Below are 15,075 nucleotides of genomic sequence, written 5' to 3'. Positions count from 1 at the left end.
GAGTTGCCGACGCGGGCTGCCAGACCGTCGATTTGTCCACAGAACGGATCGGAAAATGCACCGCATAGCTTCGGGCGACCTTTATCAGACCTACGATCTTGGTGACTTGCGCATCACCTCCTTGCGCGATGGCTATGTCGACATGCCGATCGGACGGCTTCGGCAACGCGGCGACAAGCCATTTGGCGATGAATTACCGAAACAAGTCGCGTTGGTTGGTGGTCAACTCAGGCTTTCCGTCAACGCCTTCGCGATTGACGATGGAAACGGGATCATCTTGATCGATACCGGCGCCTCGAACGCCTGGCATCCCACCATGGGCCGACTTCCCGAGGCGCTGGACGAAGCTGGCATCGATGCAGGACGAGTCCGTACCGTCTGCTTCACCCACACGCATCTCGACCACATCCATGGTCTTGTGCTTGCCGACGGCCGCGACGCTTTCCCGCGTCTGGCGCGCTTGCTCGTTCCCGGGGAAGAACTCGGCTTTTTTCGCGCCGAAGCGCGGCTCGAACGATTTCACGGCACGGCGGAACCCTTCGAAGCCGGAGACCGTATCGGGACACATGTCGACATTGTCGGCGCTCATGGCCATGAAGCGGGACACAGCTGCTTTCGTGTTTCTGCCGGCGGCGAACGCATTTTGATCTGGGGCGACACCGTTCACGTCCCATCGCTTCAGTTCGATCGACCTGAGGTGACATGGGAATTCGACGCCGATCAGGACCAGGCGCGCGAAAGCCGGTTGCGGTTGCTGGCGCTTGCAGCCGACGATCATTGTTTCGTCGCCGGCGCGCATCTGGATTCGCCCGGTGTCGGCCGCGTCGTCCGATCCGGCGCCAGCTTTCAATTCGAGCCGCTATAATTGAAAAAGGGCGGCGCAAGACGCCGCCCCCGGATCCTTGGGAGGATAATTCGAATTGGCGGTCAGGCCGCCTTGACTTCCTCGGCAACGGCGTCGGCCTGACGCGCTGCCTTGAGAACCTTGGCCCACCACGCAACATCGTTGACCAGCGCCGTGGCGGCCTGGTTCAGATGCTCCAGGTCTTCCAGCTTCTTCTCGCCCTGGCGGACGGCGAGGAAATCGCCCCAGGCGATATGGACGGCCGACTTGACCGGCGCCATCTGCAATTCGACGGCATACAGTCTAAGCTGTTCGACGGCACGCGAGCCGCCGACGCTGCCATAACCGACGAAGCCGGCCGGCTTCTTGTTCCATTCATTGGCGGCGTAGTCGATGGCGTTCTTCAGCACGGCCGTCGGGCCATGATTGTATTCGGCGGCGGTGAAGATGAAGCCGTCGAATTCGGCGACCTTCTTCTGCCAGCGCTGTGCCACTTCGTTCTGCGACGGCGCCCAGGCGGAGGATGCGACCTCGTCGAAGAACGGCAGCGGGAAGTCGCGCAGGTCGACGATCTCGACATCGATGTCGGCATGCGACTTGGCGATTTTGGCGATCCACTGGGTTGGCACATCGGCGAAACGAGCGGCGCGCGTCGATCCGACGACGATGGCAATTTTGGGTTTGGACATAAGGGCTCTCCTTGCACGAAGTACTGGTATCATTTGGATACCTGCGCTATATGAGATACTGCAAACGCGATGCACAAGAAGGCACTTTTTTGTTACCGAGGCACCCACACCGCTCCGAAGACTGCCGCGCCATCTCGGAAATCCTGCAGCGCGTCGGCGACAAATGGACTGTTCTGGTCGTCGGCAAGCTGGGCGACGGACCGATGCGTTTCAATGAATTGCGCGCCGCCGTCGGCGGCATCTCGCAGAAAATGCTGACCACCACCTTGCGCGGCCTGGAGCGTGACGGCTTCGTCACCCGCACCGTGTTTCCAACCATTCCGCCGCGCGTCGATTATGAGCTGACCGAGCTCGGCCACGAGCTGCTGATCCCCGTCAGCGCACTGAGCGAATGGGCGCGCGCGAACACCATGCGCGTCAAGGCGGCGCGCGAAAAATTCGACGTCACGCACGCCTGAAACCCTTGCGCCGCAAGGGATTAGGCACACACCACCTTCGGCTTGTCTGATCGGAGATTCTATCTGGGCTGCGCGGGTCGTTGCCCGAATGCACGGGCCGTTTTGGCTGGTGGATTGCCGCTCATGCAGTCCCCTGACGGCTGCCGCTCAGGCTCCTGATGTGCGGACATCGCATCGCGCGGCGGCACAGGTATCACACCGTGCGCCCTGCTCGCCGGGAGCCTGTTCCCCATGCGTGCAGGCACTGCGCGAGATATCTTCCTTCACCTCCGCGTAAGCGGTCACGCCGAGCAGGCATGTCGTCGCGACCAGGGCTGCCACGAGCCAACCGTTCAGCAGATGTTGACGCATTGTCTCTCCTCCGATTGCAGCAGGATCAGGCTTGGAGGCAACCATCGGATGTCGCGAAACGGGTCTCCAGGCGGGGCACTGTTACAAATGACCAAGCGTGGGAAAAACGGCTCGCGTCAGCCTTCGGCAGGAACCGCTTTCGGCTTGCCCTCGCCATCCAGCGCCACCATGACGAAATCGGCATGGGTGACCTTTTCCATCAGGTCGGAGAGGTAGCGCTGCGCCCAGGCCTCGACCTTGAGCGTCATCGAGGTGCGGCCGACGCGTTCGACATGGGTGTAGATGCACAGCGTGTCGCCGATCTTCATCGGCTTGGCGAAGGACATCTCTTTCACCGCAGCCGTCACCACGCGGCCCTTGGCGCGCTCGGCGGCACGGATGCCGCAGGCGAGGTCCATCTGCGCCATCACCCAGCCGCCGAAAATGTCGCCGGCCGCATTGGCATCCGAAGGCATGGCCAGGGTGCGCAGCGTCAGATCGCCAAGCGGCCGTCCTTCAGCGTAGTGCACCATGCGAGAAATCCTTCGAGACCGGCTGCCCTCGATCCCGTATCGTCACGGCGCCTGAAGGTCAACGCGCCACGGCATGGCCACGAGACTCCGAACTGACAAAAGACCTGCGACAGCCGGGTCGCGGTGTCGGCAGCTTTTTTGCCGGTAGCTTTTCACAATAGGAATTTTTTCTTGACTCAGTGACCTCAGCTATGGTACATTTTTGCCTATGGTGCTGATTTGCGCCAGTGACCCGCCGCACAGGCGGGTTTTTCGTTTGATGCAACCGTCAGCCAACGCCCGGCGAAGGCTCCGTTAACCCGAGTTGGTGGGCTCTGGCATGGCGATGGGTGGAAGACGGCAATTCGCATCACCCGGCGAAGGTCGATCAGAAATAGCGCCTGAGGTTCGTGCGAATACGATCGAGCACACTGTCCCCGGAAAGGTCTGGAGAAAATTCCTTGCCGGTGATCGCCTCATAGGCCTGCGCATAGACCCGCGAAGCCTGTTCGACGATCTCGTCGGGTATCTCTGGAATCGGGTCCTTGTAAGGATCGCATCTGGCCGAGACCCAGGAGCGGATGAAATCCTTGTCAAAACTCTCCGGCCGGCTGCCGCTGGCGAGCGCCTGTCCGTAGCTCGATGCGATCCAGTACCGGCTGCTGTCCGGGGTGTGGATTTCATCGGCAAGAATGATGGTCCCGTTCTTGTCGGTGCCGAATTCGTATTTTGTATCGGCCAGGATCAGGCCGCGTTCGGCGGCGCGCTGCTGGCCGCGGGCGAACAGCCGCAAGGCGTAGTCCGATACGGTATCCCACTGCGCCTGCGTGAGAAGACCCTGCTCGAGAATCTCCGCTTTGGACAGCGGTTCGTCATGGCCGCCATGCGCGGCCTTGCTGGTCGGCGTGATGATCGGCTCCGCCAGCTTTTCATTGTCGCGCAGGCCGTCCGGCAGGCGGATGCCGTACATGTCGCGGTCACCGCGCTTGTAGCGCGTCAGGATCGAGGTGCTGGTGGTGCCCGCCAGATAACCGCGCACGACGATCTCGATCGGCAGGATGTCGAGCCTTGTGCCGACGACGACGTTCGGGTCGGGGTATTCGAGAACATGGTTCGGGCAGATGTCGGCGGTTTCCTCGAACCAGTAACGCGCCGTCTGAGTAAGGATCTCGCCCTTGTAGGGGATCGACGTCAGGATGGTGTCGAAGGCACTGAGCCGGTCGGTGGCGATGATGATGCGCCGGCCATCCGCAAGGTCGTAGTTCTCGCGGACCTTGCCGCTGTAGTGGCCCGGCAGTTCGGGAATGAACGCGTCAGGAAGGGTCCGCATATGATTTCCTGCCTTCCGCAGAGTGGCCGATCCCATCGCATAAGCTGTCGCCCCGGTGCATATCAAGCGCGATTGTCGGGAATCCCCGTAAACTAGGCCAGTTCGGCGGTCGCTTTTTTCACAACTGATGCCGGATGGCGCGGCGACTTCGGAATGCCGTCGCGTCTAGGCTGCAGCCAATTTTCCGGAGCCGCCCGCATCATCATGCAGACCTATGATTTCATCATCGTCGGCTCCGGCTCGGCCGGCTCGGTCCTGGCCGAAAAACTCTCGGCCTCGGGACGCTTCTCGGTGCTGGTGCTGGAGGCCGGCGGCAGCGACCGCCGCTTCTACGTGCAGATGCCGCTCGGCTACGGCAAGACCTTCTTCGATCCTGCCGTCAACTGGAACTACAAGGCCGAGCCGGATCCGGGCCTCGCCGGCAATACCGACCACTGGCCGCGCGGCATGCTGCTCGGCGGTTCAAGCTCGATCAACGCCATGGTCTGGATCAGGGGCGCCCGCGAGGATTTCGATGCCTGGGCCGCCGCCGGCAATCCCGGCTGGGGCTATGACGATCTGCTTCCCGCCTTCAAGGCGCTCGAGGACAACCAGGCCGGTGCCGACCGATGGCGCGGCACGGGCGGCCCGCTGCATGTCACCGACTGTTCGGACGCAGTCCATCCGCTGACCAAACGCTATCTCGCCGCCGGCCAGCAGGCAGGCCTGCCGCTCAACCCGGATTTCAACGGCGCCGCCCAGGAAGGCGTCGGCATCTACCAGATCTCGACCCGAAATGGCCGCCGCATGTCGGCGGCGCGCGCTTTCCTGCGCCCGGCGATGAAGCGCGGGAATGTCCGCGTCGAGATGAAGGCGCTGGCGACAAAAATCCTGTTCGAGGGCAAGCGTGCCGTCGGCGTCGAATACCAGCAGAACGGCGAGATGAAGACGGCGCGTGCCGGCCGCGAAATCATCCTGTCGGGCGGTTCGATCAACTCGCCGCAATTGCTGCAACTGTCCGGCGTCGGCCCTTCCGCGCTACTGAAGGGCCTGGGCATTCCCGTCGTCCATGCCAACGAAAATGTCGGCGCGCATCTGCAGGACCATGTCGGCATCAACTACACCTTCAAGGGCCGGCTGCCGACGCTCAACCAGACGCTGCGTCCCTGGTGGGGCAAGCTGCTGGTCGGCATGCAGTACATCCTCACCCGCTCCGGCCCGCTGTCGCTGTCGATGAACAATGCCGGCGGCTTCTTTCGCACCGACCCTGCGGCAACGCGGCCCAACATGCAGCTCTATTTCCAGGCCTTCTCGACCGTCATTCCCAAGAGCGGCGAGCGCCCCATCCTGACGCCCGACCCATGGCCGGGCTTTTCCATCGGCCTGTCCAACTGCCGGCCGTCGAGCCGTGGAGAGATCATGATCCGCTCGGCCAACCCACGCGACTACCCCAAGATAACGGCCAATGCCTACTCCACCAATGCCGATGTCGAGGAGATGCTGGCGGCGGTGAAATTCGTGCGCAAGATCGCCTCGATGCCCGCCATGGCCGAGATCATCGAGGAAGAGGTGTTGCCCGGCCCGTCGATCACCTCGGACGCCGATCTGGTCCAGGATTTCAGGAAGCGCTCGGGGACCGTCTATCACCCGGTCTCGACCTGCCGCATGGGGCCGGATCCCGCGCGCGCCGTCGTCGACCCCCGCCTCAAGGTGCATGGTCTGGAAGGTTTGCGCGTCATCGATGCCTCGATCTTTCCCGACAACATCACTGGCAACACCAACGCCGCCTCGATCATGACCGGTTGGAAAGGCGCCGAATTGGTTCTGGAGGACCAAGAATGAAGATCACCGACGTCAAGACCTGGGTTGTCGGCAATCCGCCGCCCGGCATCGGCGGCAAGTATTTCATCTTCGTCAAGCTGACCACCGATGGTGGCGTGGTCGGCTATGGCGAGGCCTACAACGCCACCTTCTCGGCCCATGTGACCGCCCGGATGGTCGAGGACATGGCCGAGCGCTATCTCATCGGCCGCGATCCGCACGACATCGAGAACTTCTTCCGCCGCGCCTATTCCTCCGGCTTCACCCAGCGCCCCGACGTGTCGGGCATGGGCTGCTTCTCGGCGCTGGAAATGGCCTGCTGGGACATCATCGGCAAGGAAGCCGACAAGCCGGTCTACAAACTGCTCGGCGGACAGGTGCACGAGACGCTGCGCTCCTACACCTATCTCTATCCGCACAGCGGCAGCGTCCACTCCGAGGACGCGCACGGCAAGAACGTCTACAACGATCCAGATCTCGCCGCTGCCTGTGCGCTCGAATATGTCGAGCAGGGTTTCAATGCCGTCAAGCTCGACCCGGCCGGCCCCTACACCGCCTTCGACGGCCATCAGCCGCGCCTCGTCGATATCGACCTGTCCACCCGCATGATCAAGGCGATCCGCGAGGCGGTCGGCACCCGCGCCGACATCCTGTTCGGCACGCACGGCCAGTTCACGGCGTCCGGCGCGCTGCGCATGGCGCGCGCCATCGAGCCCTACGATCCCTTGTGGTTCGAGGAGCCGGTGCCGCCGGACATGCCTGAGGTCATGGCCCAAGTGGCCCGCGCGACCTCGATCCCGATCGCCACCGGCGAGCGGCTGACGACCAAGTTCGAATTCGCCCGTGTCATCGAAAACCGCGCCGCGACCATCCTTCAGCCGGACCTCGGCCGCTCCGGCGGCATTCTCGAAACCAAGAAGATCGCCGCCATGGCCGAGGCCTACCACATCCAGATCGCGCCGCATTGCTATTGCGGACCGATCGTCGGTGCCGCCAACATCCAGCTGGCGGTAACGCTGCCCAACTTCCTCATCCTCGAATCGCTGAAGCAGTGGGACGGTTTCCACGCCACGCTGCTGAAGAAGAAGATCGAGTGGCAGGACGGCAAAATCATCCCGTCGAAGGAGCCCGGCCTCGGCGTCGAGCTCAACGAAGCGGTCTGCGACGCACATCCCTATACGGGCAAGGAATTGCATCTGCAGATGATGCAGACGCCGTTGATGCCGTGAGCGAAAGCTACGCCTTCATCGGTCTTGGCCATCTCGGCGGCAACCTTGCCGCCAGCCTGATCCGCAACGGCTTTGCCGTCACCGTCTTCGACCGTGATCCCACCGCCGTCGAGCGCCTGGTGGCGCTCGGGGCCACAGCGGCAAGCAGCCCCGCCGAGGCCGCCGCACGGGCCGGCAACGCCATCTCCTGCCTGCCCTCTCCGAAGGTCAGCGAAGCCGTGCTGGCGGGCGCCGATGGTCTGCTGGAGGGCCTGCCCACAGGCGGCACCTGGATCGAGATGTCGACCAACGGCCGCGACGAGATTCTCCGCCTCGCGGCCTTCGCCTCGGCCAAAGGCATCGAGACGCTGGAATGCCCGGTCACCGGCGGCGTGCATCTGGCGGCGGCCGGGAAAATCACCGCGCTGGTCGGTGGCGACGCCGCACTCTATGAGCGTCATCGACCGGCGATTGAAGCCATGTGCGCGAAATCGTTCCTGATGGGTCCGGTCGGCTCGGCGGCGGTGATCAAGGTGATCACCAACATGCTCGCCTTCATCCATCTCGTCGCCGCCGGCGAAGCGCTGATGCTGGCCAAGCGAGGCGGGCTCGACCTCGCCCAAGCCTACCACGCCATATCAGCCTCCTCAGGCAACAGCTTCGTCCACGATACCGAAAGCCAGCTCATTCTCAACGGCTCCTACGATATCGGCTTCACCATGGATCTGGCGCTGAAGGACCTCAGCTTCGCGCTCGCCATGGGCGAACAGTCAGGCGTGCCGCTTGAGCTGGCGTCGCGCGTCAACGCGATTTTTCAGCAAGGCAAGGCCGCCTATGGCGGCGGCGCCTGGTCGACCCAGATCGTCAAACTGTTGGAAGATGCCGTCGGCACCGACCTGCGCGCACCTGGTTTCCCGGCCAAGCTCGAACTCTAACGCCGGCTGGATATTAAGCGATTTCAGCGAGTTGGCTGGATCGGCGGATTCATCTGAATCAATCCGTCAACGGCTTGATTCAGTATCTGAGCGTCAACGCACCCGGCAGGATCTCGAAGGTCGCGGGTATGCGTCCCGGCGACTCGCCGTCTATGTCGACCAGCGCGCCGTTCTTCTCGACATCGCCGAGCGGTTCGACCACGACTTTCCTGCCGCGCAAGATGGTGATCGCTGGATGGTTGCGGTGCCGGCCGCCATAGAGCAGCCGGATGTCCCAGATTAGCTTCAGCTTGCCGGCGGCGCGCAGGATGACGATGTCGAACTGCCCGTCGGTCAGTTCCGCATCCGGCGCGATCATCATGCCGCCGCCGAAGAATTTTCCGTTGGCGACCGCCACCAGCGCCATGCGCGCTTCGACGGGCGCGCCGTCGTCGACCGTGATCCTGACGTCCTGGAAGCGGTAGCGGATGAACTCGACCACGGTGCGCCACAGGAAAAGCGCCTTGGCCGACATCCTGCCCTTGCGCTTGTCGGCATTGACGGCGCGGTCAGTGGCGCCGGAAAGCCCCAGGCTGGCGATGTTGATGAAATGCCGGCTGGCCAGCGCGCCGTGATCGTCGATGTAGCAGATGCGCCCGGCATCGACCTTGCGACCCTTGGCTTCGGCCAACCGCTTCAGCACGGCATCCACCTCTTTCGGCAGGCCGAGCCCGCGCGCGAAATCGATGCCGGTGCCGCACGGCAAGAGGCCGAGCTCGGTGGTCCGGCCGCTTTCCTGGAACGCCTGCAGCAGTCCATCGGCCACTTCGCTGGCAGTGCCGTCGCCGCCGGCCGCAATCACCAGGTCGAAGCCAATCATCGCGAGATCGATTGCCAGCCTTTCGGCGTCACCTTCCGCCTGCGTTTCGCGCAGCTCGAATTCGCCAAAATGCTTTTTCAGCGACACGGCGACATCAGGCCAATGCCGTTTCAGCCGGCCCCCACCGGCAATCGGGTTGAGAACCACTCCGACTTTCAAGCAACCCTCCCGCAAGGATCGAGGCGCTCGGCGCCTCGAATCCTTTGCCGGCATTGAAGACTGCACCCGCCCGCAGAGCAAGGCCGAATGTCCGCCGATGACGCCCATCGTGGCGGACAGGAAAATTTCGTTACCCCAGCTTGATCCCCGATAATCCCGTTATCCACAGGCCTCCGGCCATTCCCCAGGACCCTTACCCGGCGTAGGTTAAACCCATCTCAGGCGGCTACCGATCATCAAGCCGAAAGGCGAAGTGAAAGGCGGATTTCCTGAGGCCCGTACGGCCCGAAGCGAGAGCAGGCTTGCCTGTTTCGAGGGACGGAGCCGAGACCTACGGGGCCGCGGAAAGCGTGCCAACGCCGACGGCGGACCGATGCTGCCATGAAGGACGGCAGAAACCTTCGATGGTGCGCAGGGCAAAGCCCGCAAGGGTGGAAACCAGCGTGGTCCCGAACGGACGCTGCTCTCGGGCGGCGGACTGGCAGGACCGTCAAAATCAAGGCCGGCAAGGCGCGACGACTTTACGGAAGTTGCTGCCGCGACCGTGTCCTGATCTGACAGGGAGGCGCTGGGAGAAATCCCGGCGCCGACTGTCTTTTTGCCCCTCGATATCCTTCGCCGGCGATCTCGCGGGCGCCGCTTCACCGCGCCCTAAAATCGGTTAGTATCGCTGCGTCGTCAGAGTCTGTTTGCAAAGCGGACTCGTAGAGGGGGGATACTTCATGACGCTGATCCAGAAGCTTGCCGTCGCCTATGCTTTCCTGTTTTTCGGCGTCGTCGCCATTGGCTACATACCCGCGTTCAATGACGCTGGCGGCAATCTGTTCGGTCTGTTTTCGCTGCAATGGTATGACGACCTGCTGCACGCCTTCTCCGGCGTCTGGGCGCTGGCCGCCGCCTTCATCTCGCACCGCCAGGCGGTGTTCTATTTCAAGTTGTTCGGTTCGGTCTACCTGTTCGACGGCGTGCTCGGTCTGGTCACCGGTTCCGGCTGCCTCGATGCCGGCATCTTCATCAACGGCTTCCGCTCCCTCAACGATATCGAATTCCCGGCCCGCTTCTTCGCCAACCTGCCGCACCTGGTCATCGGTGGCTTCGCCGTCTATGTCGGTTTCCGGCTGGCCAGGCGCATACACGAACACTTCGCCACGGCCTGATCTGGCATGTTCCTGTTCCGCTGGCTGAAGCGCATCATCAAGACGATCCTGTGGGTGATCGTCATCGTCATCCTCATCCCGATCGCCGGGCTGAGCTACGGCTTCCTGACGACGTCGTCGCTCGACAAGACGCCGCTGCCCGGCATTGCCGACGGCGCCCCGCCCAAGGCGCTGGCCGACAAGGTCCGCGCCGAGATCCTCGGCTACCAGCGGCCGGAGGAATCGACCTTCCTCACCTATCCGGAATGGGCGATCGTCTACGCCGCGCGCGAATATGCCGGCTTCGTCGACAAGGACCAGCCGAGCGGCTTTCCCTACTGGTCCTATGTCGGCCGCTTCTGGCAGGACTACGCCATGGTCATCCGCGCCAGTTCTGCCTACAAGTTCAACTACGCCAACCACCAGATGCTGGTCATCATCGGCACCAGCCACTCGATCGAGCATATATTGCAGTGGGCCTATGAGAACACGGTCGGCCGCATCACCGAGGCGACGACGGCCAAGCGCACCGCCGCCGACATCTATCAGGCCAAGCTGGCGGCGGACTATGCAGGGTTTCTCGACCAGGTGCCCTGGTATCAGTTCCCCTATGCCGAGAAGCGCGCCGGCCTGTTTGCCGTGCAGCCGGCGCCGGGAGACAGCTCGATCCGGACCAGCGAACGCAAGCTGGCGTTCGGCCTCGCCGACACCATCAAGCAGGGCTATGCCGACCTGATCACCAAGGCGCTCGCCGCGACGATGGACCCTGCCTTGCTCGACGTCCATGTCTGGGCCAAGGGACCCGTCGGCGAAGCCACCCGCAACGAGCCCGACACCTTGCTCGAACGCGACATGGGCGCTGACGGCACCATCTTCGTCACCAGGCGCTATCAGGTCTTCACCGAAATGATCCCGCGCCTGATCGACAAGGGCGTCTCCTTCGTCGAGATCGGCGGCAATGACGAGATCATGGTCACGGTGCTCTCCACCGATACGATCGCCATCCCTGAAGGCATGCGCATCCTGTTCAGCTATCCGCTCCCGGCCGATCAATCCACGCGCCGCACCGGCATGATCGTCGCCGTGCGCAAGCTGCATCTCGTGCTGCCGGCGCTGATCAAGGCCGGCGCCAGGCTTGAACACGTCTACGACTACTGAGGCCTTTCGGCCACGCCCGGCCAGGATTATGCATTTCCTGCGCTCCGCCACGCCCATTCCACAATCGCGGCCAAATCCCGCCTTGTTCGCGCGCGAAGGAATGGGAAGAAATGGATGGGTTGCCGGGGGGCATCTCGAAGGGACAAGACCGTGATCAAGACCGCCCTTGTCGCCATGACCATTGTCGGCTGCGACTGCGACGCCAAGCTTTGCGAATATATCGGCGAGACGCCGGCCAAGTGGTCGACCGTCGCCGAGTGCGAAGCGGCGATGAAGAGCCAGATGCTGCACGAGCGCAATTTCAACTATCCGCTCGTCTCCGGCATTTGCCGCACGAAGGGTTCGTCGTCCTCCTCGCAGCTGGCCGCGACCGCATCGCGCCCGGAACTGAAGCCCGCCAGCCGCGTTGTCAGGACCGAAAGCCCGCTACCGCCTGAATTGAGCCACCGGCCGAGCGTTTCGGTCGGTTCACCGACGACCGCCATGGAAGCGGATGCCGCCCGGCCGGTCGCCTATGAACAGGTGGTCGATGGCGGAACCGGCGTGCTCTATCGCACCAAAAACGGCTACGCAGTGGTCAAGACCGATCTCGGCCGCGCCGCCTCGGCGACCGCCGATGCCGCGAAACGCTCCGTGAACTGGCTGGCCGGCTTGGTGCCGAAGGGGCTGTAGTCCTGCTGGCGTCTCGGTTTGACGACCGCTTAATCAGGCAGGAACATAGGTCAACCTGATTACGTCATCACCGATCAAATCGCTGGCCACAAAGCGAAGCGGCGGCCGGGGGCCGGCGAAAAATGGCTTGCCCTGACCGAGCACGAACGGATGGAGGTAAAGTTGATATTCATCGATAAGACCAAGATCGGTCAGGCTTCGTGCCAGGTTTGGTCCGGAAACTGAAATCTCCCCGACGAGCTCAGCCTTAAGCCCACCTATCACCGCCTCGACGTTGTCCCCGACAAGTGTGGCGTTGGGGCCGACCGACTTCAGCGAGCGCGACACAACCCACTTCGGTTGGCTCCGCCACGCCGCCGCGAATTCGTGCGCCTCCGCGCTCCATTCAGGACTGTCTTCGTCCCAATAACGCATGACCTCGTACATGCCGCGACCGTAAACACTGCCGCTCACATTGCGCACTTGCTCTATCCAGTGACGAAAGATTGTCGGGCCCGACGGCATTTTCTGGTGGTCGACATAGCCGTCGAGTGACTGGTTCATTCTGAAAATGAGCTTCGCCATGCTGCAGGACCTCCAATTCAGGGTCGTCAGAATAACTTGAGCCGCCGTTATGCAAAAGTATGGATTCCCCCCCGAAACCCAACTGAGACACGACCCTAGTCCGGCCTGAACTTGACCTTCAGGCTCTGCCAGAACTTGTCGATAAGCGGCTGTTCGGTCGCTGCATCCTCGCCGGCAACGCGGGTGATGAACAGCAGCCCCCGATCGGCCAGGCCGAAGCCGACGATCTCGAAATCGGCGGTGTCGGTGCGTGTCTTCACCTCGGCGCGGATACCGGTCAATTCCTTGCCGTCGGCGAGCTTGCGCGTCATCGGCTCCTGCGTCAGCTTGGCGCCGGCCTGCACCGATTCCTTGGTCATCTCCTGCAGCATCAACTGGTTGAGCGACACCGGGTTCATCGTGCCATATTCCTGCACGACGACGATCGTGCCCAGCGCCGACGCCATTAGATACTGCGTGATATCATCGCCGAGATCGGTCTTGGTCACCGAAATATTGCTCGGATGGACGAAGGAGAAATCGCTGCCGGAGAAGGTCGCGAAGTCGTTGCGCTCGAGCGTCACCTTGCTGTGCTTACCGCCGGGTAGCGTCACATCAGTGCTCTCGCCGGGATCGATATCGACCGTCACACCGTCGATGGTCAGCTTGAAGGCCTTGAGATCCTCGGCTCCGGCGGGGCCAGCGCACAGCGCGATGAGGATGAGTGCCGCGGCTGATACCTTGCGCATGAAGTCTCCTAACGTCTACGCCACCCCGCTCAGCGCCTTGATGGCACGGTAGAAGGTCGAGGAAAACAGTTCCGTCGGGTCATACTGCCGCTTCGCCGCCAGGAAGGCCGGCAGTTCGGGATAGGAGGCGAGCAATTCCCTGGCCGTATAATGCAGCTGGTAAGGCAGGAAGAAGCGCCCGCCATGCTTGATCGTCACGTCGATCAGCGCCCGCGTCAGCGCGCGCATCCTGGCATTGCCGTCGGCATCGGTCGGCTGGTTGATGTAGAGCACCAGCGAATAGGCTGGCTCCGGCGCGTAGGTCAGCGCCACATCCTCCTTGTGGACGATGCGCACCGAAGCATTGAGCACCGGCAGCGTCTGGTTGCGCAGGATCTCGCGCGTTTCCGCGATGAATTCGACATAGGCGGCACGTGGAATAAAATATTCGTGCAGGATGTCGGTCTCTTCTATTTGATCATTGAAGAGATAGGGCACCGAATCGTGCATCGGGTTGTTGCGGGTGACGAGACAGGCCTCGCCCTCGGCCATGGCCGAAGTACGCGCCACCGTGCAGCTTTCGAATTTCGGCTCCAGCGTCTTTTCGGTGAACCACTTCAACTCCTGGAACAGGCTGCCCCATTTCGCCAGGTTGATGATCACCCGTTTCAGCCCGACTGAACCCGGCTCGCCGATCTCAGGCTGATCCGCCGGCGGCTGCTCCGCCACCTTGTCGTAACGGTAGACGATCATATCCTCGAGGAAATTGCCGGGCGCCGTCGACAGATGGCCGTAGAACAGGCCGATATTCTTGTTCGGCTCCAGCACCTCGGCGAAGAATTTCGGAAAATCGTCCGATCTGATGATTTCGCGCGAGGTCCGGTAGACGGCGTTTTCGACGATATCGAGCGTCGCCTCCAGCACCACGCCGAACAGGCCATAGCCGCCGACGACGTGGCGGAACAGATCGGTGTTCTCGGTGGGCGAGCAGGTCGTCACCGAGCCGTCGGCCAGCATCACTCGCATCGAGCGGATCGAGCCCGCCACCGACCCTGCCTGGTGGTCCATACCGTGCGCATTGACCGACAGCGAGCCGCCGACCGAGAAGATGTCGGTCGACTGCATCGCCTTCACCGCAAAGCGCGGATGCAGAAGGTTCTGGATGTCGTGCCAGCGCGCGCCCGGCTGCAAGGTCATGGTCTTCGCCGCCGCATCCACGGTCACCTTGTTGAACTTTCTGAGGTCGAGTACCAGCGCGTTGTCGTCGAAGGCATGCCCGCCCATCGAATGGCGGATGGCGGCCAGTGAGACTTTCAGGCCATTGGCACGCGCGAAGGCCAGCGCATTGGCGATGTGCTCGTCCTCGCTGACCTCGACCACGCCGTAGACCGGCGTCATCGACAGGCCGCTGGCATCGTTGATCTCGCCGCCTTTTGCCGACCAGGGCAGCGACGCATCGAAGGCCGGCGCATTGTCCAGCGGCTTCAAAGGCAACGCGAAGCCGTCGATATCGGCTATCCGTCCGGCGTTCTTCGGCCCCGAAGGCGCGCGCGCCAGCCGCGCCACGGTGTTGCCGCCCCACAGCACCGCGCCACCTAGGACAGCCGCACCCAGCAGCAATCGCCGCGACAGGCGAAACCCTTTTTGTTCGTCGGCCATGAATATCCCCCGTTGGTCAAGGGATAGCGCGGCTTTTTGGCAAAAACCATAGCGG

16 protein-coding genes are annotated in these 15,075 nt (G+C 62.6%); 8 read left to right on the top strand and 8 right to left on the bottom strand.

Translation table 11 applies throughout. The annotated features are described in order from the left end of the window. Positions 1–55 precede the first annotated feature (55 nt). The gene (locus EOA19_RS12720) at positions 56–865 is read left to right on the top strand and encodes an MBL fold metallo-hydrolase (RefSeq protein ID WP_128303790.1); all 810 of its coding nucleotides are present in this window, start codon (positions 56–58) and stop codon (positions 863–865) included. A 62-nt stretch (positions 866–927) separates the two neighbouring features. Here the strand turns inward: EOA19_RS12720 and EOA19_RS12715 are convergent, their stop codons facing one another. Continuing rightward, positions 928–1,533 (bottom strand): NADPH-dependent FMN reductase, encoded by a 606-nt coding sequence (locus EOA19_RS12715; protein WP_023809763.1) that lies wholly within the window; start codon positions 1,531–1,533, stop codon positions 928–930. A gap of 89 nt (positions 1,534–1,622) precedes the next feature. Here EOA19_RS12715 and EOA19_RS12710 point away from each other — a divergent pair, with 89 nt between their 5' ends. After that, positions 1,623–1,991: a helix-turn-helix domain-containing protein gene (locus tag EOA19_RS12710; protein ID WP_164892913.1), complete on the top strand. Its 369-nt coding sequence runs from the start codon at positions 1,623–1,625 to the stop codon at positions 1,989–1,991. Between the two features lie 147 nt (positions 1,992–2,138). On the opposite strand, the gene EOA19_RS12705 is transcribed toward EOA19_RS12710, so the two are convergent. From EOA19_RS12705 to EOA19_RS12695, 3 genes are all read right to left on the bottom strand, one after another. Next, complete coding sequence (locus tag EOA19_RS12705; RefSeq protein ID WP_081734779.1) at positions 2,139–2,342, bottom strand: hypothetical protein; 204 nt, start codon at positions 2,340–2,342, stop codon at positions 2,139–2,141. Between the two features lie 116 nt (positions 2,343–2,458). Continuing rightward, the gene (locus EOA19_RS12700) at positions 2,459–2,854 is read right to left on the bottom strand and encodes a hotdog domain-containing protein (RefSeq protein ID WP_013530049.1); all 396 of its coding nucleotides are present in this window, start codon (positions 2,852–2,854) and stop codon (positions 2,459–2,461) included. 367 nt (positions 2,855–3,221) lie between these two features. Next, positions 3,222–4,163 (bottom strand): phosphoribosylaminoimidazolesuccinocarboxamide synthase, encoded by a 942-nt coding sequence (locus EOA19_RS12695; protein ID WP_128303788.1) that lies wholly within the window; start codon positions 4,161–4,163, stop codon positions 3,222–3,224. A gap of 204 nt (positions 4,164–4,367) precedes the next feature. Here EOA19_RS12695 and EOA19_RS12690 point away from each other — a divergent pair, with 204 nt between their 5' ends. Genes EOA19_RS12690 through EOA19_RS12680 form a run of 3 tightly spaced genes read left to right on the top strand, consistent with a single transcriptional unit; the run spans position 4,368 to position 8,106 of the window. Beyond that, positions 4,368–5,984: a GMC family oxidoreductase N-terminal domain-containing protein gene (locus EOA19_RS12690; RefSeq protein WP_128303840.1), complete on the top strand. Its 1,617-nt coding sequence runs from the start codon at positions 4,368–4,370 to the stop codon at positions 5,982–5,984. Beyond that, positions 5,981–7,192 (top strand): mandelate racemase/muconate lactonizing enzyme family protein, encoded by a 1,212-nt coding sequence (locus tag EOA19_RS12685; protein ID WP_128303787.1) that lies wholly within the window; start codon positions 5,981–5,983, stop codon positions 7,190–7,192. Before EOA19_RS12690 ends, EOA19_RS12685 begins: the two co-directional genes overlap by 4 nt. Next, positions 7,189–8,106 (top strand): NAD(P)-dependent oxidoreductase, encoded by a 918-nt coding sequence (locus EOA19_RS12680; RefSeq protein WP_128303786.1) that lies wholly within the window; start codon positions 7,189–7,191, stop codon positions 8,104–8,106. Before EOA19_RS12685 ends, EOA19_RS12680 begins: the two co-directional genes overlap by 4 nt. A 79-nt stretch (positions 8,107–8,185) precedes the next feature. Here the strand turns inward: EOA19_RS12680 and EOA19_RS12675 are convergent, their stop codons facing one another. After that, positions 8,186–9,124: a diacylglycerol kinase family protein gene (locus tag EOA19_RS12675; protein WP_023809771.1), complete on the bottom strand. Its 939-nt coding sequence runs from the start codon at positions 9,122–9,124 to the stop codon at positions 8,186–8,188. Between the two features lie 722 nt (positions 9,125–9,846). On the opposite strand from EOA19_RS12675, the gene EOA19_RS12670 reads away from it, so the two are divergent. From EOA19_RS12670 to EOA19_RS12660, 3 genes are all read left to right on the top strand, one after another. Next, the gene (locus EOA19_RS12670) at positions 9,847–10,281 is read left to right on the top strand and encodes a hypothetical protein (RefSeq protein WP_127294990.1); all 435 of its coding nucleotides are present in this window, start codon (positions 9,847–9,849) and stop codon (positions 10,279–10,281) included. Positions 10,282–10,287: 6 nt separating this feature from the next. Continuing rightward, positions 10,288–11,418, top strand: coding sequence for a hypothetical protein (locus EOA19_RS12665; RefSeq protein ID WP_128303785.1), 1,131 nt, complete (start codon positions 10,288–10,290; stop codon positions 11,416–11,418). A gap of 150 nt (positions 11,419–11,568) precedes the next feature. Beyond that, positions 11,569–12,090 carry a hypothetical protein gene (locus EOA19_RS12660; protein ID WP_023809774.1) on the top strand — a complete coding sequence of 174 codons (522 nt, stop codon included), beginning with the start codon at positions 11,569–11,571 and terminating at the stop codon, positions 12,088–12,090. Positions 12,091–12,123: 33 nt separating this feature from the next. Here the strand turns inward: EOA19_RS12660 and EOA19_RS12655 are convergent, their stop codons facing one another. From EOA19_RS12655 to EOA19_RS12645, 3 genes are all read right to left on the bottom strand, one after another. After that, positions 12,124–12,654, bottom strand: a complete 531-nt coding sequence (locus EOA19_RS12655; RefSeq protein WP_128303784.1) for a dihydrofolate reductase family protein — start codon at positions 12,652–12,654, stop codon at positions 12,124–12,126. Positions 12,655–12,749: 95 nt separating this feature from the next. After that, positions 12,750–13,382, bottom strand: a complete 633-nt coding sequence (locus EOA19_RS12650; protein WP_128303783.1) for a hypothetical protein — start codon at positions 13,380–13,382, stop codon at positions 12,750–12,752. A gap of 15 nt (positions 13,383–13,397) precedes the next feature. Beyond that, positions 13,398–15,020: an FAD-binding oxidoreductase gene (locus EOA19_RS12645; protein WP_128303782.1), complete on the bottom strand. Its 1,623-nt coding sequence runs from the start codon at positions 15,018–15,020 to the stop codon at positions 13,398–13,400. Positions 15,021–15,075 lie beyond the last annotated feature (55 nt).

Source organism: Mesorhizobium sp. M7A.F.Ca.US.010.02.1.1, assembly GCF_004023085.1.
Lineage (GTDB): Bacteria > Pseudomonadota > Alphaproteobacteria > Rhizobiales > Rhizobiaceae > Mesorhizobium.
This window is presented reverse-complemented; position numbering and strand designations above follow the sequence as displayed.